Origin of the sequence: Isoalcanivorax pacificus W11-5 (assembly GCF_000299335.2) — a bacterium.
GTDB lineage: Bacteria > Pseudomonadota > Gammaproteobacteria > Pseudomonadales > Alcanivoracaceae > Isoalcanivorax > Isoalcanivorax pacificus.
Map to the genome: position 1 here is coordinate 242,974 of NZ_CP004387.1, position 18,780 is coordinate 261,753.

Consider the following 18,780-nt stretch of genomic DNA (forward strand, 5'->3'; position numbering starts at 1 on the left):
AGTCCGCCACTCAGGTGCCCCCGCCCGATGTTGGGCGGGTGTGCCCTGACTGACTTTGACTGTATCCATGTGCTGGAGGCCGAACCGATGAATGCCCTGCCGAATGTGTCACTCTGGCGCATGCCGTGGCCCGCGCCGCTGGGCGCCTGCGCGGCCACCCTGGGCGACCGCGTGCTGCGGTTGCAGGATGAGCCGGGCGCCATTCTGAAAGCCCTGTACCGCTTCGACCAGCTCGAGGCCGGCACGCACAATCGCGCCTGCCACCTCTGGCAGACGGCACCTTATGCACCACTGGAATTCAACGGTGCCGACGGCGTTGCCCGCGTCCGGCACGACGCACTGACGCTGATGCTGTACTCGCGCCAGTGGGCGCTGGCGCTGGCCGTGCTGGCGCCGGTGGCGGGTATCGCACCGCGCTCACTGCTGTTTTTCGACCGCCACGGCCATCTGCTGCATCAACTGCATGTGCCCGATGGCACCGCCGGCATGGCCTTCGAGGAACTGGTCTGTGCCATGCTGCATCCCGATCAACGACAACTGCCGCTGCCGCAACCGCCAATGGGCGATGTGGAAGTGGCGCACCTTGATCTGCCCGCGCTGGAACAGAGCTGGTCGGTGCTGCGTGAACCACAGGAGTTCGATGCCCTGCTGCGCCGCTACGGCGTCCGTCGCCTGCGCGCCTACCGCCAGGTGCGCGACAAATTCGCCCGCGCCGTCAGCCTGGACAGCGTGCCGGCCCTGCTGGCGCTGGCGGCAGCGAGGCAAACGCCCGTGCGGATGTGCTGCGGCAACCGGGGCAGCGTGCAAAGTTTCGAGGGCCCGGTGAGCCTGCCCGTGTGGCAGGGCGGCTCTCTTTGCATACGCCAGCCCGGCGTGCGGTTTTCCTTGAATATGCGCGAAGTGGCGTCGGTCTGGCGTGTGCGCAAACCGGCTGCCGACAGCATCGTCACCAGCATCGAACTGTTTGACGGGGAAGATCAGCGCGTACTGACCCTGAGTGGCGCCAGCGGTTATGGCCGGCTGGAACTGCCCAGCTGGCGGGCGTTGCTGGCGGACAGCCTGCTGCCGCCCGAAGCCTGACCGCCGGGCGTCAGAAGCGCTCGTCGATCCGCGCCAGAATCGCCAGCACGTCCTGAATATCGCCTTCCATGCCACGCAGCGCCTCTTCCGCCATCGGCGCCACGCCGCACTGCCGCGGCAGCGGATGGCCGCCCTCCAGAATCGCCCGGAACCGGGCCAGAAACACCCACTGCAGCCATTGGGTGAAGTCCATCGTGTCGGCGCTGAACGGCACACTGCTCTCGAACGCAGCGGGGGGCGGCGGTGTGCTTTCCCAGGCCCCCAGGTCGCGCAGCGCCTGTTCCAGTTCATTCATCAGGCTGAGCAGATCAAAACGGTGTTGGGTATCAGGCATCGAGTAACGTCACCAGGTCGCGCAGTTCATGCAGAGTGTGGATGCGATGCGGGTGCTCCGGCAAATCCGCCGGCCAGCGCTGATCCAGCAGATTGGCCCACACGGCGCCAAACCCGTGCTGAATCGCCGCGCCCACATCTTCCAGCGGATGGTCGCCGACATGCAGCGCCTGGTCCGCCCGGCTGCCGGAGGATTTCAGCGCGGCCAGAAACATGTCCGCCTCCGGCTTGCCCCGGCCCACGGTCTCGGCGGAATGATGGAAGGCGAACAGGTCATCAATCCCGATCCGCCGCAGGTCTGCGTTGCCGTTGGTGAGCGCCCCCAGCGTGTAGCTGTCGGCCAGGTGGGCAAGGATGTCCAGCGCGCCGGGAAAGAACACCACCTCATTGCGGGCATCGTGAAAGATGCCGAAGGCTTCCCCCGCCAGGCGGGCCGCCTCGCTGGAGTGGTAACCCGCCGCCATGAACCCCCGCGCCAGCGCATCCCGGCGCAGGGCGGTGAGATTGTGGACATACCCCGGCTTCTCCCGCAGCAATTGATCGCGGATCTCGCGGACAGCCTCGACTGTCATGCACTCGGCGGCTTCCGGGTATCGCTCCGCGATCCAGAGGCGGCAACGCTGCTCTGCCCGGCGGATGACCTCGTCCACGGGCCAGAGGGTGTTGTCCAGGTCGAAGGTGATGAGTTTGAGTCTGGGCATGGGGGGATGATAGCGGGATGGGGGTGGTGGCGGAATGATGGGAAAGGATGCTTTGGTAACCTATTGAAAATAATTAAATTAATATCTTCGGGAGTGCACTGGGAGCACTCAATGGCCGTTGCAGCGGTGGCGTTGGGTGGGGCTGATGTCCGGCGTTGATGCATGTCCCAAACGGCCCACGGCACGTGCCCGATGTGCCTGAGTGCGTCGCTGGGGGATGCTAGATATGTCGATCCACATCCATGCTGTTGTGAAGAATGCGAATCACCACAATTTTGGCATCCGTGCCTGGCCGGTAGAAGACAATGTGACTGCCTTGACTAAACTTCTTGTACCCGGGCTTTATATCTTCTGCATCGCGGCCTATTTCAGGCTGGCGGGCAAGCAGCCTGAAGGTGTCATCAAGCTGCTTGAGGTACTTGTCGCGTTGCCGTTTCCCCCACTTCTCAGCAGTAAAGCGGCCAATATCAATGACGTCCTTTCGGGCGGCGGCGGTGAGCAGGAACGGAGGCATTAGTGAGCCTCGCTGTCCAGTTCCGCAATAATGCTTTCGTAGGAGTACTCTGCTATACCACTTTGCTCGCCCTCGTCTAAAAGACGCCGCAGACGGGTAAGCTTGCTTTCCGTTTCCTCAAGCAGGCGCAACCCGGCGCGTACCACTTCGCTGGCGGAACTGTAGCGGCCATTCTCCACCTGCGTGGATATGAATTCATCAAAATGGGGGCCAAGCGTAATGCTGGTGTTTCTGGCCATGGGCAAGCTCCTGTACCAAATATTGGTATAGTCTGGCAGGGCGCCTGTATCAGCGCAAGGTAGGTTGATGCGCTGAAAGGTGCGCGGCTGCTTGCGGCGATACTTGATGTGCGGTTTTGAGAGTCCAGACGACGCGCCGCGTAAAGGAGAGAGTTGATGCGTGCGTGTCCCGAACAAAGAGGCCTTCACCGATGTCTGGGCGGAAGGTGATGAGAAGCACTCGGCAGGATAATCTGGCAACCATGCACAAACAGATCCCTTCGGAAATAGCAGAACAGGTATCCCGTGCGTGTGTGATCATTGATCGCCACCTTGGGCATGTATTACAGGCCATTCACCTTTACGGTTCCGCCCTGGACGGTGGCTTGAAACCGTACAGCGATATTGATCTGCTGGTCACGGTGAATAGGCGGCTTGATGAGACATCAAGGCACACGCTGCAACAAGACTTGCTGGCAATTTCTGCCCCGCCAGGAGAGGGCGATACCCTGCGGGCCCTTGAAGTCACTGTGGTCGCCTGCAACGAGCTGGTCCCGTGGCGATACCCGCCCCGGCGAGAGCTCCAGTTTGGCGAGTGGCTGCGTGATGATCTTCGTGCAGGTGTCTATGAGCCGCTGATGCTGGACCATGACCTGGCGATATTGATGACCAAGATAAGGCAGCGCAGTATCGCATTGACCGGGCCTTCCGCTGCCGACCTCTTTGATGCCGTGCCGAAAGCAGATTTCCATGCCGCGTTATCCGACACGATTGCGCAATGGCGCAACGAGCCGGACTGGCAGGGCGACGAACGCAACGTAGTGCTTGCGCTCGCACGGATATGGTACAGCGCCTCAACGGGTGAGATTGCTTCCAAACAGGTGGCGGCGGAATGGGGCCTGGAACAACTGCCCGCCCGGCACAGGGAGGTGCTTGATCTGGCCAGAAGTGCCTATCTGGGCGCGGATGACAGTGCTCTGGTTGTGCGGAAGGCGGAGATAAAAGCCTTTATTGATTATGCAAAAATGGAAATAACAGGATTGCTGTCCGGGCAATAACGCCTGTCGGCGCTGCGTTGATCTCCGTGTGCGTGGAAGCCAGGCGTCTGTCTATGGAATGATTTGAGGGAATACAGACATGGAAAGTTTGCAGATGCTGCAGCCCGCATCGGTGTTGGCTATTTTCACCTTGACCGTTTTGCTGCTGGTTCCCATCAAGCGGGCCAGGGCGCTGTTTGCAGGGCGGGTGGCAGAGAACGACTTCAAGTACGGCGAATCTGACAGGGTTCCGCCTGAGGTGTGCATACCAAATCGTAACTATATGAACCTGCTGGAATTGCCAGTGCTGTTTTATGTGGCGAGCCTGCTGGTTTTCTCTATTCAGAAATATGATGCGATATTCCTGTCTCTGGCGTGGGCCTATGTCGGGCTGCGTGTCATCCATAGCCTCATCCATCTTACCTACAATCGGGTGCTGCATCGGGGGCTTGTTTTTGCGATAAGCAATGGTGTGTTGGCCGTTATCTGGATTCGGATTATGTTGGCGATCTGGTAACGATTGGGCGCGCCCCGGGGCCGGCTGGGCTGTGTCTGCCCGGCCCCTTGGTGCCGGGCGGGGCCTGTGCTGATCTCCGCTGTTGGCGTAAAGAGGCATGCCTTGGCGGTGCATGGCTGTTTCACCCCATCTTCCCGAATAGATGTTAGAATTCATGGCCTTGGAAAGCAGCCCGCGCTGGCTGCGAGAGCCCCTTCACCGTCATTGCACAGAGAGGCCCCATGAAATCCCTGCCTGAACTCTTCTCCAACAACGAAAAGTGGCGCCACGACATCGAGAAGGAGCACCCTGGCTTCTTCGAGCAGTTGGTGGGGCAGCAGAGCCCTGAGTACCTGTGGATCGGTTGCGCTGATTCGCGGGTGCCGGCCAACGAGATCGTTGGCCTGATGCCGGGCGAGCTGTTTGTGCACCGCAATGTGGCCAACCTGATCAACCACACCGACCTGAACATGCTGTCTGTGCTGCAATTTGCCGTGGATGTGCTCAAGGTGAAGCATGTCATGGTGGTGGGGCACTACGGCTGCGGCGGGGTCCACGCCGCCATGGAAGACAAGCCGCATGGCCTGATCGACAACTGGCTGCGCCAGGTGCGTGAGTTGTACCTGCGCAATCGCCGGGTGCTGAAGCAGATCGACGATGACAAGGCGCGCCTGGATCGCATGTGTGAACTGAACGTGGCGCGGCAGGTGATCAATCTGTCCAACACCACGGTGATCCAGGAGGCCTGGCGCCGTGAACAGGCGTTGACGGTGCATGGCTGGATTTACGGTATTGGCGATGGCCGGCTGAGCGACCTGGGGATCGAGATCAAGAACAATGCGCAGCTGCGTGAGCTGGAAGCGCAGGAGTACGACGGCGCCGGTGCTTGATTGGCCAGGGGCAGGGCATGCTACAGCTGCGGCAGTTTTATGCCTGTCCCATACTCCATGTTACAACTATATTGGCTCAGGCGATCCTTATTAGAGAAGAGTCATAGATAGAGTTGATGCTTTGCAGCGTCTGGAAATTATTGGAAGTGAGGTGAAGTGCTTCAAGAAAAAAAGTTGTCAGGTATTCTCGAAATGCTGAAGGCGTGTGGGAGGGAATAAGGCTATAGCAGCTTGCTGGCGTCTGCTGAGTGCGACCTTGCACGCCGTGGGCATAAAATGCTCATCCAGTTTTTTTGTTAAAAATAGGGGCTTGCTCTCCTTCGACGAAAAGATATAGAGATCTATGGCGATTTTCGTTGTGACGTATTTTCATTGGTTCATTAGGTGAGAGAATATTGTTTCTCTGCGCGTCAGTGATTTTGATTTTTCAGGGATGATTTTTCATGAGGCATATTGGTATTGCTGCAGTAACGGCTGAGGGCGCAGCTCTCGTATATAAAGAGATATGTCGGCGTTCGGCCATCAGGCTGGGTGAGTATCAGCATCCCGAGATTTCTCTTCATTCCTTCTCTTTCTCAGAACATATGAATGGGGGTCCGATTGAATGGGCCCGGTTGCTCAGTTTGTCAGCATCAAAACTGCACGCAACTGGTGCAGAATTTATGATATGTCCCTCTAATACGCCTCATGAAGTATATGAAGAGCTGGCGTCACAGTTGCCACTCCCATGGCTTCACATCGCATCTGGAGTGAGGGCCATGGCTGAATCGAAGAGGCTGAAAAATATTTTGCTTTTGGGGACGGAATTCACGATGAAAAGCCGTATATATGACGACCAGTTTATGGAGAGCGGCATTTCTCTAACCAGGCCGGATGAGCTGGAGGTTGCGTCTGTTCATGAAATTATCACAAAAGAACTTATAAACGGACGTTTAAATGAATCTTCCAGAAGCGCTGTTTCCGATATTGTCAGGAAGTACGTTCGCGCCGGTGTGGATGGCGTCATTCTGGGCTGCACTGAGTTGCCGATGATTGTTGATATAAGTGAGTCAGAGGTTCCTTTGTTGGATTCTACTATTGCCCTTGCTGATGCGGCGATAGATTACGCGATATCATAGATTCTGATTGGTCAATTGCGCTACGTATTAAGTTTAATGTGATTAAAAGTTGTCTTTGATATTTTTCATAGAGGAAAATGGCGTCAGAATTGTACGGAGCAAAAATAGAGGTAATTTATGAAATGTCCGTTATGATTTTTCTTGTGTCAAGAAAGTCGCAATGGGCTCTTTTGTGTGTTTAATGCCGGTATATCTATAATTATCCCGGCGGCCGGGACGGTAAGTCTTTAAGGGGAATATATGAATACCTACTTCATTCGGCACACCTCTTCCCTGGATGTCGATACTAAAACGATACGGATGATGTGGGAGGATGATCGAATCGCCATTCATTATCCTCGAGATAAAAGCGGGGGTTTCGAAATCGAGGACTCCAGAAGCCTGAACCCGGATGATTACGACGGCGTGCAGCGGTCCATGCTGAAGCGCCTGATCGATCTGGCCAGGGAGGGGGGATATGTTTTTGCGACCTACCGAGGTGAGGCTGGGAGCAAGATTGGTTACGTGACTCCTGGTTCCACTGTAGAGCTTTTTCATGGGACGTGGGGAAGCAGGGGGAATCGCGCAGGCCGGGAGGCGGTATTAAAGTCATTGAAATTGACCCATGTGCACAATATCCCGCCGGAGCAAACCATTGCCTTTACTCCGGCTCAGCCCAGGCAGGGTACTTTTTGCCGGTGGCGGAGGGTCGGAGACAGGGTTGCCAATATTGTCAACGGTGTCAGTGAGATGGGAATGGATAGCCTGACGCCAGACCTCCAGGAGGTAATGTGTATGGAGTATCTGCGCACAGAGCGCGCGCGCGAGCAGGGGCTTCCCGTATTGCGATACACGCTGATGCCTGTGGGTAGAACAATGAAAGACGTTGATATCCTCGGGGTTTCCGAATCAGGTAAGACGTTGTCTGTGCAGGTCACCTACAAATGCTTGCATCAGGATGATCCAAAACTGCAAAAGCTGGACCCTTATCAGTCGAATGGAAACGAGACGGTATACTTTTGCCGATGTAAAAAGCCTCAGAAGATAAACGGCCACTTTGTGTTTCCGTTGCAGAAAGTCTTTGAAGACTTCTGCATTGAGGATGATAACGGAAGGCAATGGTTTGAACGGGTGATGGGAGGTGCGCCGGCACGGGTTAGAAGTGAGTGCAATGGCGGGCATGGTCCGGTGGGCGGCTATTTCGAGTCGTAGAAGATACCAGCCAGCCCGGAGACAGTGTGCTGTGCTTCATGAGCGCACTTACTCCCCGGATTTTCTATCCTTCTTCCTCGCCCTCGGATGTGCCCCGTCATAAACCCGTGCCAGATGCTGAAAATCCAGATGCGTATAAATCTGCGTTGTGGACAGATTCGCATGGCCCAGCAATTCCTGCACCGCCCGCAGGTCGCTGCTGGATTCCAGCAGATGCGTGGCAAAGGAATGCCGCAACATATGCGGATGCAGGTGCTGGTCCAGCCCCGCTTCGCGTGCCTGCTTTGCCAGCCGCTGCTGTACGGAGCGGGCGCCGAGGCGCTGGCCGCGCTGGCTGACAAACAGCGCTTTTTCGGCGCCATCACTGGCCAGTAGCGGCCGCACTTTCAGCCATTCCCGCAACGCGGCAAGCGCCGGCGCGCCGACCGGCAGGTGCCGGGTACGGTTGCCTTTCCCGGTCACGACCAGGCTGGCGTCCTGCTGGTCGATGGTGTCGATATCCAGGCTCAGCAATTCGGCCAGCCGCAGGCCGGAGGAATAGAACAGTTCCATCATGGCGCGGTCGCGCAGTTGCAACGGGTCGTTGCCGTCGCGGGGATGGTCGAGCAGGTGGTTGACGGCGTCCGGGTCCAGGGTGTGGGGCAGCCGGCGCGGGCTTTTCGGGGCGCTGATGCCCAGCGCCGGGTTGTCGCGGGCCAGGCCTTCCTGGAGCAGGTGGCTGTACAGGCCGCGCACGCTGGAGAGCAGCCGTTGCAGGCTTTTGCCGCCCAGGCCGCGACGGTGCAGGGCGGCCACGGCCATGCGGATGTCCTGCGGGGTGACGGCGGGCCAGTCCGGCAGGCCGCGCGCTTCCAGCAGGGCGGTGACGGTACGCAGGTCGCGACCGTAGTTGTCCAGGGTATGGGCGGAAAGCTGACGCACGGTGCGCAGGTGGTGCAGGTAACGCGCGGTCTGCTCGGTGAAGTTGCTCATGGCCGCCTCCCGGTGGCGCCGGTCAGGCGCGCCGGGCTTCCAGGCGCGGGTATTTGCGCAGCAGGTCGTGCATGCGGCGGCTGAGGACGTCGCCGATGTGGCTGATGAACAGTGTGCCCAAGGAGCTGCGGAAGTGCAGCGGGTCGAAGCTGCCGATGGCCAGCAGGCCCTGGCGGCCTTGCCATTCCAGCGGCACCATGGCGGCGGATTTGACCTGCTCGGCGTGGTGCGGGAACAGTTGCTCCAGTTCCACTTCGCGCAGCACGCCGCAGATGGCCTTGCCATTGCGCAGCAGCAGTTGCAGGGCTTCGTGCAGGTCGGCGGCGGCCAGGCAGCGCACGCGGCTGCGCAGTTCGCCGGTGAGATCCAGGTCGCGGTCGTAGACCAGCAGGGACACGGTGTCGGCACCGAAGTCTTCCTGCAGGGAATGGATCAGCTGGCTGAACAATTGCTCGGCGCTGCGTGCTTCGATCAGGGTCAGCACCAGTTGGCGGGTCTTTTCGAACAGCTGGTCGTTTTCGCGGGCGACGGCAAGCAGGCCGTTGAGGCGGTCGCGCAGTTCGTGGTTGCGTTCGCGCAGGATCTGCGCCTGGCGTTCCAGCAGGGATACGGCTTCGCCGCGCGGGTCGGGCAGGCGCAGCATTTCCAGCAACTCTTGCCGGCCCTGGAAAAAATCGGTGTGATCGCGCAGCCAGGCGGCGACCTGGTCGCCGGTGAGTTTCTGCTCGCTCATGAAATCGCTTCTCCGTGCGCTCGGGATCAGGCTTTGCCCGATGTATCGCGGATCACGCCATCATAGACGCGGCTTGCCGGGCCTGTCATCAACACGCCATTGGTGCCGTCGTAGTGCACGCGCAGGGTGCCACCGGCGAGGCTGACTTCGACGGTGTCGTCCAGCAGGCCGCGTTTCTGGCCGCAGACCACGGCGGCGCAGGCGCCAGAGCCGCAGGCCAGGGTTTCGCCGGAACCGCGCTCGAATACGCGCAGGCGGATGTGGCTGCGGTCCACGAGCTGCATGAAGCCTACGTTGACCCGTTCGGGGAAGTCCGGGTGGCTTTCCAGCAGCGGGCCGACGGTCTCGACCGGTGCGGTGTCGACGTTTTCCACCAGCATCACGCAATGCGGGTTGCCCAGGCCGACGGCGGAGATTTCATAGGCGTTCTGGCCGGCCACCAGGATGTAGGTGTCGGCGACGGCGCTGGCGCGGAACGGGATGTCCTCCAGTGCCCAGCGCGGCGGGCCCATGTTGACGGTGACCAGGCCATCGTCGGTGAGGCGCAGGGTCATCTGGCCGTTGGCGGTTTCCACGCGGATTTCGTGCTTGTTGGTCAGACCCTCGTCGCGCACGAAGCGGGCGAAGCAGCGCGCGCCGTTGCCGCACTGGCTCACTTCGCTGCCGTCGGCATTGAAGATGCGGTAGCGGAAGTCGGCGTCGCCGCGTGGCGGCTGCACGATCAGCAACTGGTCGAAGCCGACACCGAAATGGCGGTCAGCCAGGCGGCGCATGGCCTCCGGCGACAGCGGCGGGCCGTCTTCCGGCAGCGATTGCCGGATGCCGTCGAGCACCATGAAATCGTTGCCCAGGCCATGCATCTTGGTGAACTTGAGGTCCATGACGATTCCGGGTTGAGGTAAGCAGTGGCTCATTGTAGGCCCTGCCCGGTTGGCGGGCCAGCGGCCGGGTTGGCAGGGCGGTGACGGGCACAGGCTCATTTCCGGCCACGGCGGGCCATTTTGCGGCCCGGAATTTGGCACAAGCTGCACTCACGTCCCGGCGGCGCGACGGGGATACTGTGTGTATTCGTTTGATCGCCCGGCCCGTTGCATGCCGGCGCGCTGTTGCCACAGGAGCCTGATCCGCATGAACGCAAAAGCCAATCTGACGCCACGTCGTACCAACAAGAGTGATATCCAGCCGCGCCGCATGGATTTCGAGTTCGAGGCGGATATCCCGCGCTACTGGTTCGACGGGGATCAGTTCAAGACCATCCTGTTGTCAGCGTTGTCCTGCACCTTTCCGGAAGGCGAGCGCTTTTTCGTGCGTTCGGTGCGCCATTACCAGAAGGGCATCACTGACGAGAAGCTCAAGGAAGAGGTGAAGGGTTTCATTGGCCAGGAAGCGCACCACGGCAATGAGCACGAGGCGTTCAATGCGTTTCTGGAAGCGCGCGGCATCCCGGCCAAAAAGGTCGAGGAGTTCGTGTTGCGCGGGCTGAAGTGGCAGGGCAAGTTTCTGTCGCCGAAGCGGCAACTGGCGAAGACCTGCGCGCTGGAGCATTTTACCGCGATGCTGGCGGAGACCATTCTGGAGCACCCGGAGATGCTCGAGGGCATGGACAAGCGCGTGCTGCCGCTGTGGTTCTGGCATGCGGTGGAGGAAAGCGAGCACAAGTCGGTGGCTTTCGACGTGTATCAGGATCAGGAGGGCGGTTACTGGACCCGCACCAGCGAAATGGCCGTGACCACGCTGGAATTCCTCGGCTTCACCATTTTCCACTACTTCCAGCTGCGCGGCGGCATGGATGACAAGCGCGATCTGCGCTCGGTGTTGCGCGGCTTTAACTGGCTGCTTGGCAAACCGGGCTGGCTGCGCAAACTGGGGCCGGCGTATCTGGCCTACTACCGCCGCGATTTTCACCCGTCGCAGCGCGACAGCCGTGCGCTGCGCGAGGCCGGCCTGAAGCGCCTGGCGGCGCTGCTGGACAAGCCTGAGTTGCTGGAAGAGCCTGCAGCCTGAACAGGCGTTGTGCGGCGGTAGGGTGGGTAGAGCCAAAGGCGAAACCCACCGGGTCCAAGCTGCACACTGCTCGCACAAAACCATCGAAACCACCTACCTCCGAAGCAGGGCAGTTTCGATGGTTTTGCGGGAGTGAATAACGGGCATGGACGTGGTGGGTTTCGCCTTTGGCTCTACCCACCCTACGACTCTTCATAGATCCTCTGTCGTCGGCTCCTGGGGACGACGCTCACCAAACTCATGCAGTGACAAATCCCACACCGCAATAAACAGCGCCGCCACCAGCGGCCCGAGCACAAAACCGCTGATTCCGATCAGTGCCAGCCCGCCAAGTGTGGTCACCAGAATCAGATAATCCGGCAATTGCGTCTGCTGGCCCACCAAGCGCGGGCGCAGGATATTGTCGGCCAGCCCGATCGGGCCGACACCGAAGGCCACCAGCACCACACCCTGCCAGATATGGCCGGTGAGCAGGAAGTAGGCGGCAACCGGCGCCCAGATCAGCGCGGCGCCCACCGCCGGCAGCAGTGACAGCACGGCCATCAGTGCCCCCCACAGCAGGGCGCCCTGAATGCCGAGAATCCAGAAGATCACCCCGCCGAGCGCACCCTGCACCAGTGCCACCAGCACGTTGCCTTTCATGGTGGCGCGCACCACTTCACCGAATTTCTTGAACAGCCGCTGTTTATGCGCATCAGACAACGGGATGGCGGCGCGAATCTGCCGCATCAGTCGGGTGCCGTCACGCAGGAAGAAAAACAGCAGATACAACATGACGCCGAAACTGATCAAAAAGGTGAACGACAACTGGCCAATGTTCACGGCGTTGCGCGCCAGCCCTTTGCTGGCGGTGGCGGCGGCACTTTTCAGCCAGGTACGCACCTCGGAAAAATCGACCCCGATCTGCGCCAGCAGGGCCTGCAGGCGTGGCGCGGCTTCCTGCACGCGGTCGATGTAGGCGCCGAAGTCCAGTTCACCGCTCTGGATGCGCTGGTACAGCGTGGTGCCTTCGTGCACCAGTGACAGGGAGATGGTGATCAACGGGATGATCGCCACCACGATACAGATCAGCAGTGTGCACAGGCTCGCCAGGGTGGGCCGTTTCGGCATGCGCGCGAGCATCCGGTTCTGCAACGGCATGAAGATGATGGCGAAGATACCGGCCCAGAGGACGGCACCGAAGAACGGCGCGAGCAGGGCGAAGAAGGCCAGCGAAACCATGATCAGCAGCACGATGAAGGTGCGGTGCTGTATTTTGTCGGTCGACACGCGGGTGTCTCCTTGCAGGGCGGGGGCTGTTGCGATTCTGGGTGCCGGCCCGCACGGCTGCAAGGGCTGGTCAGAAACGGCGGCTGAAACTGAGCAGTGCGTCGAGCCCCTGGATGTCATCCTCCAGCAGGGGCAGGCGACGCTGGGGGAGCTGGCGGAAGCGGGTCTCGATGTCCGCCAGGTGGCGTTGCTGGCGGGCATGCCGGGCCTGGAAGAAGTGGCCGTCGGCCTGGTCGGGCAGAACGCGGTTGATGATCAGGCCGGCCACGGGAATGTCGCTGTCGATCAGTGATTGCACGGCCCGTTCGGTTTCCAGGATCGGCAGCTTTTCCGGGGTCAGCACGAACAGGAAGGCGGTGCGGGCGGCATCGGCCAGCAGTCGGCGTGTGCGCTGGAACAGCCGCTGCCGTGTCAGCAGTGTTTCGGCCAGTTCACGGCCACGGTCGTCGAGGCCGGAAAACGCGTGTTCGGTCGGGGTGTTGAGCGGGCTGTCCAGGTCACGGCCGGGGGTCAGGTGGGTCAGCACCTTGCCCAGTTCGGCGGCGCGGTGGTTGTGCTTGAGCAGGCCATCGGTCCAGGCGGCCATGACTTCCGGCAGGCTCAGCAGGCGCAGGGTGTGGCCGGTGGGCGCGGTGTCGAGAATGATCAGGTCGAAGCGTTGCTGGCCCTCTTCCATCAGGCGGGCCAGCCGCTCCAGCAGGGCGGCTTCCTGGGCGCCGGGGGATTGTCGGCTCAGGCGCAGTTGCCGTTCCAGTTCGCGCACCTGGTCCGGGCCGGCGAAGCGGCGCATCTGTGCGCTGACGCGGGACAGGTAGGCGTCGACTTCGTTGTCGGGGTCGAGTTCGAGCACGGTCAGGTTCGGGGCGAGCATGGTTTCGCGGTCGCCGATCTCGTGATCGAAGGCGTCGGCCAGGCTGTGCGCCGGGTCGGTGGAAGCGAGCAATACCTTGCGGCCGGCCTCGGCGGCGGCCACGGCCAGGGCGGCGGAAGTGGTGGTCTTGCCGACACCGCCCTTGCCGCCCACCAGCAGCAGGCGGCGGCCGGCGAGCAGGGCGTGGATATCCAGTGTGGTCATTGCAGGTCCGTGGTCAGCAGCAGCGGAAGCCGTCCAGTGGCGAGCGTTCCATGCCCATCCGCCGGTGCCAGTCGTGGAAACGCTCCAGCAGCAGCGGCTGCAACTCCAGCGTGTACCAGCTCGCCGGGTTGGGCACGCCCATCATCTCGGAGAACACCAGCAGCATGAACAGGTCTTCTTCGTCCCGCCGGGCGCGCGCGATGGCGGCCCGGTAGGGCGCGTTGTAGTAGGTCGCGCCGAGGGTCTCGGCGCGACTGTACCAGCGTTTGATGCGTTGCCAGGGCGTGGTCATGACGACGACGCGTTCGCCTCCCGTTTATGCCGCAACAGGCTGGCGCTGCATTCCAGGGTCACCAGGATGGCGGCCACCAGCACGACGATATCCAGGCCGAGCAGGAACCAGTCGCCCTTGTCGTAGAAGGTTTTCAGTTGCAGCAGCAGGGCGCACAGCGTCATCGCCAGCAGGAAGATCAGCGGAATCAGCGTGTAGCGCGCCGGGCGATGGCTGCGTACCAGCATGACCGTGATCACCAGCAGGGTCAGGCCGGCGAGCAACTGGTTGGTGGTGCCGAACAGCGGCCAGATCAGCAGGCCGCCGGAGCCGTCCGCGCCGCCGGCGCCAAAGGCCAGGATCAGACAGCTGGCCACCGCCAGGGTGGTCGCGGGCAGGGCCTTGCCGAGCCATTTGATGCCGTAGATTTCGCCCCACTCCTGGAAGATGTAGCGCTGCAGGCGCAGGCCGGTATCCATGGTGGTGCCGGCGAACAGCGCGGCCATCACGGTGAGCAGGGTGGCGGCCACGGCCTGATCCAGGCCCAGACCGTTGGCGAGGATGGCGGCACCGCCGTTGACGAACGCGGTCACGCCGCCCTGGCCAAAGGCGCTGTACACCGCCTGCCAGTCGGCCAGGCTGGCGAAGCCGGCGGTGGCGGCGACGATGGCGGCCAGCGCCAGGGCGCCTTCGCCCACGGCGCCGAAGTACCCCACGAAGCGGGCGTCGGTCTCACGGTTGAGCTGTTTGGAGGTGGTGCCGGAGGCCACCAGGCCGTGGAAGCCGGAGATGGCGCCACAGGCGATGGTCACGAACAGCAGCGGGATCATCGAGGGTGTGTTCACGGGCAGTGCATCATTGACCATCGGGGCCACCACGCTCGGGTTGCCGATCAGGACGGCGCCGTAGAGCAGGATCAGGCCGACGAACAGTTGCAGGCCGTTGATGTAGTCACGCGGCTGCAGCAGCATCCACACCGGCAGCAGCGAGGCGACGGCGGCGTAGGCGAACAGCAGCAGAATCCAGGAGGCACTGGCGGACAGGCCGAAGGTCTGTTCCGGCAGCGTGATCGGCACGGACGGGCCGATGTAGATCAGGGCATAGAGGATCACCACCCCGACGATGGAGACGATGCCCAGGCCAAAGATACGGCGATAGATCAGCTGGCCGATCACCAGGGCCACCGCGATGGCGCCCCACACCGGCACCACGGCGCCGGGGTTGTTGATCAGCAGCCGCGCGATGACTACGCCGAACACGGCGTTGACCATCAGCAGCACCAGGAAGATGACGATCATGAACACGCTGCGGGCGCGCTTGCCGACCACCTCGCCGGTGAGTGCGCCGACGGATTTGGCGCGGTTGCGGACACTGGCCCAGATGGCGCCCATGTCGTGTACGCCGGCGAAGAAGATGGTGCCGAACACCACCCACAGGAATGCCGGCAGCCACCCCCAGATAACGGCAATGGCCGGCCCGACGATGGGCGCGGCACCGGCCACGGAAGTGAAATGGTGACCCCAGAGCACGAAGCGGTTGGTGGGGACGAAGTCGACGCCGTCCTCGAATTCGTGTGCGGGCGTACGGAATTGTTCGTCGAGCTTGTAGATGTGGCGGGCAATGAAGCGGGAATAGAACAGGTAACCTGCCGCCATGCCACCAAGACCGAGCAGAACCAGGACGATGGCGCTCATGGGGTTCTCCTTTTTTGTTGTCAGTCACAGCTTTTGGCCGGGATGTCCGCCCGTGGCCGGGTGAGGCCGTGGGTGAACGGAAACAGCCCGACTGAGGTGTCAGCCAGGCCGGGGCACCAGTACGACTTTACCCTGCGCCCATGACAGGTCAATTCGACCAAGGGTTAAGGAACCTCTGATCAGTCCGGCGACAATCCGAGACTAACGCCGGCCACGCCGTCGGCGCCACCTGCCTGGGCGCTGGTGATGCGCAGGCGTTCACCGGCAAGACCGTAGTCGTCAATCAGTAGCGTCTTGGCCTGCTGGGCGCGCTGGCTGGCCAGGGTTTGCAGCATGTCGGCCGGGACGCTGGCAGCCTGTTGCCGGGCCAGCGCGTCAAAGGCGGCCACAGCCAGCGCCTGCTCGCGGGCCTCGCGCTGCGGCTTGCCGGCGCCGTCGGCCAGTGGTGGCAGCAGGGTATCAGGGTCATTGCCGGTACGGTCCCGGTACAGCGCCAGGGTACGGCGCTGGAAGCCCCGGTCGCCCTGGGCACTGGCCAGATCCTGCCAGTCGCGGCCGGCCAGCTCGGTGCCGAGCCGGCGCCGGGCCAGGGCGTCGCGGTCGCTGTCGGCGGCGCTGCCGGCGAGGGTCAGGCCCAGCGTGGGCCGGTCGCCGAGCACCTGCGCCAGTGCGGCCAGTTGCTCGCGGGTGTCGCTGTCCGGTTCGGCGCTGCCGGCGGGGAAGGTGATGTGTTCCAGGTTTTCGCCACCGGCCAGGCTCGCCAGCACCGAGAACGGGGAGGTGGCGGCGCGCACCAGGATGTTGGTCAGGGCCTTGAGGATGATGCCGTGCACGCTCACCGACGGGTCGTTGAGGTCGCCCCGTGCCTGCACCGGCAGGTCGATCAGTTCGTTGCGGTCGCGGATCACCGCCAGGCCAAGTTTGATCGGTACGCTCAGGGCCTCTTCACTTTGCACCCGGTCGCCGAGGAAGAAGCTGGCCGCCTTGACGCGGATGCGGCTGTCGAGCACCGAGCCGTCGAGCTTCACGCTGCTGTCCACGGACAGTTGCCCGGTGCGGGTGGCGTAGCCGAGGTAGCGGCCGGTGAACGGTGTGAGGCTGGTCATTTCGTAGCCGTTCAGGGTGACGGCCAGGTCCACGCTCGGGTTGGCGGCCAGTGGGTTGAGTGCGCCTTTCACCGACAGGGGCGCGTACTGGTCCACGCGCGCGGACAGGTCGATGTTGGCGGGCGCGCGGGCGGCGGAATCCAGCCCGGTCAGCGTGCCGTTGATGCGTGTCAGCGCGAGGCTGAAATCCGGGCTTTGCGACAGGTCCGTGAAACGGCTCTGGCTGTCGGCCAGTACCAGCCTGTCCAGCTGAATATGCCAGGGGGCACCGGGTTCGGTGTTGCCTTCACCGGGCAGCAGGATGCGGTCGGCCACGCCACGACCCTGCGGGTCGATCAGGGCGCGGGCGTCGAGGCCGTTGACGCGGGCCTGCTGCACACGCAGGCGCTGGCCATGGGTGTCCACGTCCAGGCCGGTGAGGGCGAGTTCTTTCAGGGCCAGCAACGGGCGGTCGCCCGCCTCGCGCACGTCCAGATTCTGCACCCCGGCACCGCCGGTGATGGCCACCGTGATGTCGTCCTCGCCACTGGCGCGGACCGTCAGGTCCGCCGAGGCGGTGCCGGCCGGAACCGTGACGCGCAGGGCGCTCTGCACCCAGGGTTGCAGGGCCGGCAGTGGCAGGCTGTTTGCGGCCAGGGTCAGTTGAATATCCAGCGGCGCGATCTGGCCCTCGCCGCCGAGGGTGATCTGGCCGCTTTCGGCGAGGGTGGCTTCGCCGTCGAGGCTGAAACGGCGCGGGTCGTTCAGGGCCAGGTCCCTGAGGGTCAGCGTGACCGGGGCAAGCGCCAGCTCACCAGGGGCGGGCAGGGTTTCGTCGCGCAGCGCCAGTTGTGCGGCGTTGAGGTGCAGGGTTTCCAGGATCAGCGCCCAGGGCTCGCTGGCAGGGGTGTCGTCCTGCTCTGCGGGGGCCTCTTCCACGGGCGTGGTCTGGACCGGTGTGAACAGGGTCGCCAGGTCCACGCCATCCGCCAGCAGGCGGGCGCGAACGGCCGGGGTCGCAAGGCTCAGGTCGCCGAGTGTCAGGGTGCGGGTGGCGGTGTCCAGGCGTACGTTGCCAAGCGTCACTTCGGGCAGCGTGACCACGTCGATCTCCTGGGCCGGGTCATGGATCACCAGTGCGTTCAGTTGCACGGCACCTTCGGTAAGCCACAGGCGCAGGTCGTCGCCGGTTTCCAGGCGGTAGGCGGTCTGGATGGACAATTCGCCGGAGGGCACCGTGAAACGCAGCTGGTCGCTGAGAAATTCCGCGAATGGCGGCAGGTCGACGCCATTGAGGGCCAGTTCGCCCGTGGCGATCAGCGGGTTCAGGCTGAAGTGGCCGGTCCAGTTGAAGCTGCCGCCGCCGGGGCCGGTGACCAGCAGGTTATAGCTGTTGGCGTCGTCTTCGCCGCTGCCCCGGGTGGAAAAGTCCGCGACGCGGAAACTGACCGGGGCCAGCACCATCTGCCGGGGCGTCTCGCCGGTCCGGTCCACAAAGCGGAAGTCGCCTTCCTCAAGCAGCAGTTCGCTCACCGACAGCGCCGGCAGGGGGGCGCTGTCGGGGGTGTCGCTGTCAGGTGGTGCGTCGGGGGCGGCGGTTTCCTCTGGTGTGGTCGCCAGGGCCAGCAGGTCATCGAAATTGAACTGGCCTTCGCCCACTTGCGTGACCTGCGTCCGGGGCCGGGTCAGTGCGATCTGCCGAAAATGCCAGCTGCGACGAAACAGCGACGACAACTGGAAGTTGGCGTAGAAGCGATCAAACGCGATGAAGTCGGTGCCGTCCTTATCCAGCAGGCCAAAATCGTCCAGCGTCAGGGACAGGGTCAGCGGGTTGAACAGCACGCGTTCCAGCCGCACCTCGCGGCCGGTGGTCTCCTGCAGGGTGTTTGTCAGTTGCTGTTTCAGCAGCGGCGACACCAGGAAAAAACCGAGCAGGGTGTACAGCAGATACAGCGCTGCCAGGATCACCAGAATGCGTTGACGGCGGCTGGCCGCCTGCCAGCGTGAACGGACGGAGAAGGCCATGGTGTGCTGTCCTGTGCATCACGACGGAGTGGAAAAACGATGATAGCCCGCATCGTCCGGCAGGGGGACGATGC

General features: G+C 62.3%; 19 protein-coding genes. 7 read left to right on the forward strand and 12 right to left on the reverse strand.

Features of this window, described 5'->3' with window-relative positions; all coding sequences use genetic code 11:
* Positions 1 to 87: 87 nt before the first annotated feature.
* A complete protein-coding gene (locus S7S_RS01160; protein ID WP_169745541.1) occupies positions 88 to 1,080 on the forward strand; it encodes a ChuX/HutX family heme-like substrate-binding protein in 993 nt (330 codons plus the stop codon).
* Positions 1,081 to 1,090: 10 nt separating this feature from the next.
* Here S7S_RS01160 and S7S_RS01165 read toward each other — a convergent pair whose 3' ends face one another.
* From S7S_RS01165 to S7S_RS01180, 4 genes are all read right to left on the reverse strand, one after another.
* Positions 1,091 to 1,414 (reverse strand): YqcC family protein, encoded by a 324-nt coding sequence (locus tag S7S_RS01165; RefSeq protein WP_008736160.1) that lies wholly within the window; start codon positions 1,412 to 1,414, stop codon positions 1,091 to 1,093.
* Positions 1,407 to 2,114 carry an HAD family hydrolase gene (locus S7S_RS01170; protein ID WP_008736162.1) on the reverse strand — a complete coding sequence of 236 codons (708 nt, stop codon included), beginning with the start codon at positions 2,112 to 2,114 and terminating at the stop codon, positions 1,407 to 1,409. Before S7S_RS01170 ends, S7S_RS01165 begins: the two co-directional genes overlap by 8 nt.
* A 220-nt stretch (positions 2,115 to 2,334) precedes the next feature.
* On the reverse strand, positions 2,335 to 2,628 hold the full coding sequence (locus S7S_RS01175; RefSeq protein WP_008736164.1) for a type II toxin-antitoxin system RelE/ParE family toxin: 294 nt from the start codon (positions 2,626 to 2,628) through the stop codon (positions 2,335 to 2,337).
* Complete coding sequence (locus S7S_RS01180; RefSeq protein ID WP_008736166.1) at positions 2,628 to 2,867, reverse strand: type II toxin-antitoxin system ParD family antitoxin; 240 nt, start codon at positions 2,865 to 2,867, stop codon at positions 2,628 to 2,630. Before S7S_RS01180 ends, S7S_RS01175 begins: the two co-directional genes overlap by 1 nt.
* A gap of 242 nt (positions 2,868 to 3,109) precedes the next feature.
* Here S7S_RS01180 and S7S_RS01185 point away from each other — a divergent pair, with 242 nt between their 5' ends.
* From S7S_RS01185 to S7S_RS01205, 5 genes are all read left to right on the forward strand, one after another.
* Entirely contained in the window at positions 3,110 to 3,904 is a 795-nt protein-coding gene (locus S7S_RS01185; RefSeq protein WP_035204391.1) for an AadA family aminoglycoside 3''-O-nucleotidyltransferase, read from the forward strand.
* 79 nt (positions 3,905 to 3,983) lie between these two features.
* Positions 3,984 to 4,400, forward strand: a complete 417-nt coding sequence (locus S7S_RS01190) for an MAPEG family protein (protein ID WP_008736170.1) — start codon at positions 3,984 to 3,986, stop codon at positions 4,398 to 4,400.
* A 221-nt stretch (positions 4,401 to 4,621) separates the two neighbouring features.
* The gene (gene can, locus S7S_RS01195) at positions 4,622 to 5,269 is read left to right on the forward strand and encodes a carbonate dehydratase (protein ID WP_008736171.1); all 648 of its coding nucleotides are present in this window, start codon (positions 4,622 to 4,624) and stop codon (positions 5,267 to 5,269) included.
* Between the two features lie 443 nt (positions 5,270 to 5,712).
* Positions 5,713 to 6,387, forward strand: coding sequence for an aspartate/glutamate racemase family protein (locus tag S7S_RS19035; protein WP_082027595.1), 675 nt, complete (start codon positions 5,713 to 5,715; stop codon positions 6,385 to 6,387).
* 240 nt (positions 6,388 to 6,627) lie between these two features.
* On the forward strand, positions 6,628 to 7,578 hold the full coding sequence (locus S7S_RS01205) for a hypothetical protein (protein ID WP_008736176.1): 951 nt from the start codon (positions 6,628 to 6,630) through the stop codon (positions 7,576 to 7,578).
* 48 nt (positions 7,579 to 7,626) lie between these two features.
* Here S7S_RS01205 and xerC read toward each other — a convergent pair whose 3' ends face one another.
* From xerC to dapF, 3 genes are read right to left on the reverse strand one after another with little or no spacing between them, the layout of a single operon-like run.
* On the reverse strand, positions 7,627 to 8,550 hold the full coding sequence (gene xerC, locus S7S_RS01210; RefSeq protein WP_008736178.1) for a tyrosine recombinase XerC: 924 nt from the start codon (positions 8,548 to 8,550) through the stop codon (positions 7,627 to 7,629).
* A 22-nt stretch (positions 8,551 to 8,572) separates the two neighbouring features.
* Positions 8,573 to 9,283: a DUF484 family protein gene (locus tag S7S_RS01215; RefSeq protein WP_008736180.1), complete on the reverse strand. Its 711-nt coding sequence runs from the start codon at positions 9,281 to 9,283 to the stop codon at positions 8,573 to 8,575.
* Between the two features lie 26 nt (positions 9,284 to 9,309).
* Positions 9,310 to 10,164, reverse strand: a complete 855-nt coding sequence (dapF, locus tag S7S_RS01220) for a diaminopimelate epimerase (RefSeq protein WP_008736182.1) — start codon at positions 10,162 to 10,164, stop codon at positions 9,310 to 9,312.
* Positions 10,165 to 10,411: 247 nt separating this feature from the next.
* Between dapF and S7S_RS01225 the strand changes: the two genes are divergently transcribed.
* A complete protein-coding gene (locus S7S_RS01225; protein ID WP_008736184.1) occupies positions 10,412 to 11,287 on the forward strand; it encodes a metal-dependent hydrolase in 876 nt (291 codons plus the stop codon).
* Between the two features lie 192 nt (positions 11,288 to 11,479).
* Here the strand turns inward: S7S_RS01225 and S7S_RS01230 are convergent, their stop codons facing one another.
* The 5 genes from S7S_RS01230 to S7S_RS01250 form a co-directional block, all read right to left on the reverse strand.
* Positions 11,480 to 12,556 (reverse strand): AI-2E family transporter, encoded by a 1,077-nt coding sequence (locus S7S_RS01230; protein WP_008736186.1) that lies wholly within the window; start codon positions 12,554 to 12,556, stop codon positions 11,480 to 11,482.
* A gap of 70 nt (positions 12,557 to 12,626) precedes the next feature.
* Positions 12,627 to 13,631 carry an ArsA family ATPase gene (locus tag S7S_RS01235; RefSeq protein ID WP_008736188.1) on the reverse strand — a complete coding sequence of 335 codons (1,005 nt, stop codon included), beginning with the start codon at positions 13,629 to 13,631 and terminating at the stop codon, positions 12,627 to 12,629.
* Between the two features lie 13 nt (positions 13,632 to 13,644).
* Positions 13,645 to 13,923: a cory-CC-star protein gene (locus S7S_RS01240; RefSeq protein ID WP_008736191.1), complete on the reverse strand. Its 279-nt coding sequence runs from the start codon at positions 13,921 to 13,923 to the stop codon at positions 13,645 to 13,647.
* Positions 13,920 to 15,596 (reverse strand): carbon starvation CstA family protein, encoded by a 1,677-nt coding sequence (locus tag S7S_RS01245; protein ID WP_008736193.1) that lies wholly within the window; start codon positions 15,594 to 15,596, stop codon positions 13,920 to 13,922. Before S7S_RS01245 ends, S7S_RS01240 begins: the two co-directional genes overlap by 4 nt.
* A 179-nt stretch (positions 15,597 to 15,775) precedes the next feature.
* Entirely contained in the window at positions 15,776 to 18,706 is a 2,931-nt protein-coding gene (locus S7S_RS01250; RefSeq protein ID WP_008736196.1) for a DUF748 domain-containing protein, read from the reverse strand.
* Between the last annotated feature and the right edge of the window lie 74 nt (positions 18,707 to 18,780).

Excerpts from the sequence above, each read along its gene's own strand:
- S7S_RS01205 (WP_008736176.1), top strand. The coding sequence starts at position 6,628 with ATGAATACCTACTTCATTCGGCACACCTCTTCCCTGGATGTCGATACT.
- S7S_RS01175 (WP_008736164.1), bottom strand. The coding sequence starts at position 2,628 with ATGCCTCCGTTCCTGCTCACCGCCGCCGCCCGAAAGGACGTCATTGAT.
- S7S_RS01170 (WP_008736162.1), bottom strand. The coding sequence starts at position 2,114 with ATGCCCAGACTCAAACTCATCACCTTCGACCTGGACAACACCCTCTGG.
- dapF (WP_008736182.1), bottom strand. The coding sequence starts at position 10,164 with ATGGACCTCAAGTTCACCAAGATGCATGGCCTGGGCAACGATTTCATG.
- S7S_RS01215 (WP_008736180.1), bottom strand. The coding sequence starts at position 9,283 with ATGAGCGAGCAGAAACTCACCGGCGACCAGGTCGCCGCCTGGCTGCGC.
- S7S_RS01180 (WP_008736166.1), bottom strand. The coding sequence starts at position 2,867 with ATGGCCAGAAACACCAGCATTACGCTTGGCCCCCATTTTGATGAATTC.
- xerC (WP_008736178.1), bottom strand. The coding sequence starts at position 8,550 with ATGAGCAACTTCACCGAGCAGACCGCGCGTTACCTGCACCACCTGCGC.
- S7S_RS01240 (WP_008736191.1), bottom strand. The coding sequence starts at position 13,923 with ATGACCACGCCCTGGCAACGCATCAAACGCTGGTACAGTCGCGCCGAG.
- S7S_RS01235 (WP_008736188.1), bottom strand. The coding sequence starts at position 13,631 with ATGACCACACTGGATATCCACGCCCTGCTCGCCGGCCGCCGCCTGCTG.
- S7S_RS01185 (WP_035204391.1), top strand. The coding sequence starts at position 3,110 with ATGCACAAACAGATCCCTTCGGAAATAGCAGAACAGGTATCCCGTGCG.
- S7S_RS19035 (WP_082027595.1), top strand. The coding sequence starts at position 5,713 with ATGAGGCATATTGGTATTGCTGCAGTAACGGCTGAGGGCGCAGCTCTC.
- can (WP_008736171.1), top strand. The coding sequence starts at position 4,622 with ATGAAATCCCTGCCTGAACTCTTCTCCAACAACGAAAAGTGGCGCCAC.
- S7S_RS01225 (WP_008736184.1), top strand. The coding sequence starts at position 10,412 with ATGAACGCAAAAGCCAATCTGACGCCACGTCGTACCAACAAGAGTGAT.
- S7S_RS01250 (WP_008736196.1), bottom strand. The coding sequence starts at position 18,706 with ATGGCCTTCTCCGTCCGTTCACGCTGGCAGGCGGCCAGCCGCCGTCAA.
- S7S_RS01165 (WP_008736160.1), bottom strand. The coding sequence starts at position 1,414 with ATGCCTGATACCCAACACCGTTTTGATCTGCTCAGCCTGATGAATGAA.
- S7S_RS01245 (WP_008736193.1), bottom strand. The coding sequence starts at position 15,596 with ATGAGCGCCATCGTCCTGGTTCTGCTCGGTCTTGGTGGCATGGCGGCA.
- S7S_RS01160 (WP_169745541.1), top strand. The coding sequence starts at position 88 with ATGAATGCCCTGCCGAATGTGTCACTCTGGCGCATGCCGTGGCCCGCG.
- S7S_RS01190 (WP_008736170.1), top strand. The coding sequence starts at position 3,984 with ATGGAAAGTTTGCAGATGCTGCAGCCCGCATCGGTGTTGGCTATTTTC.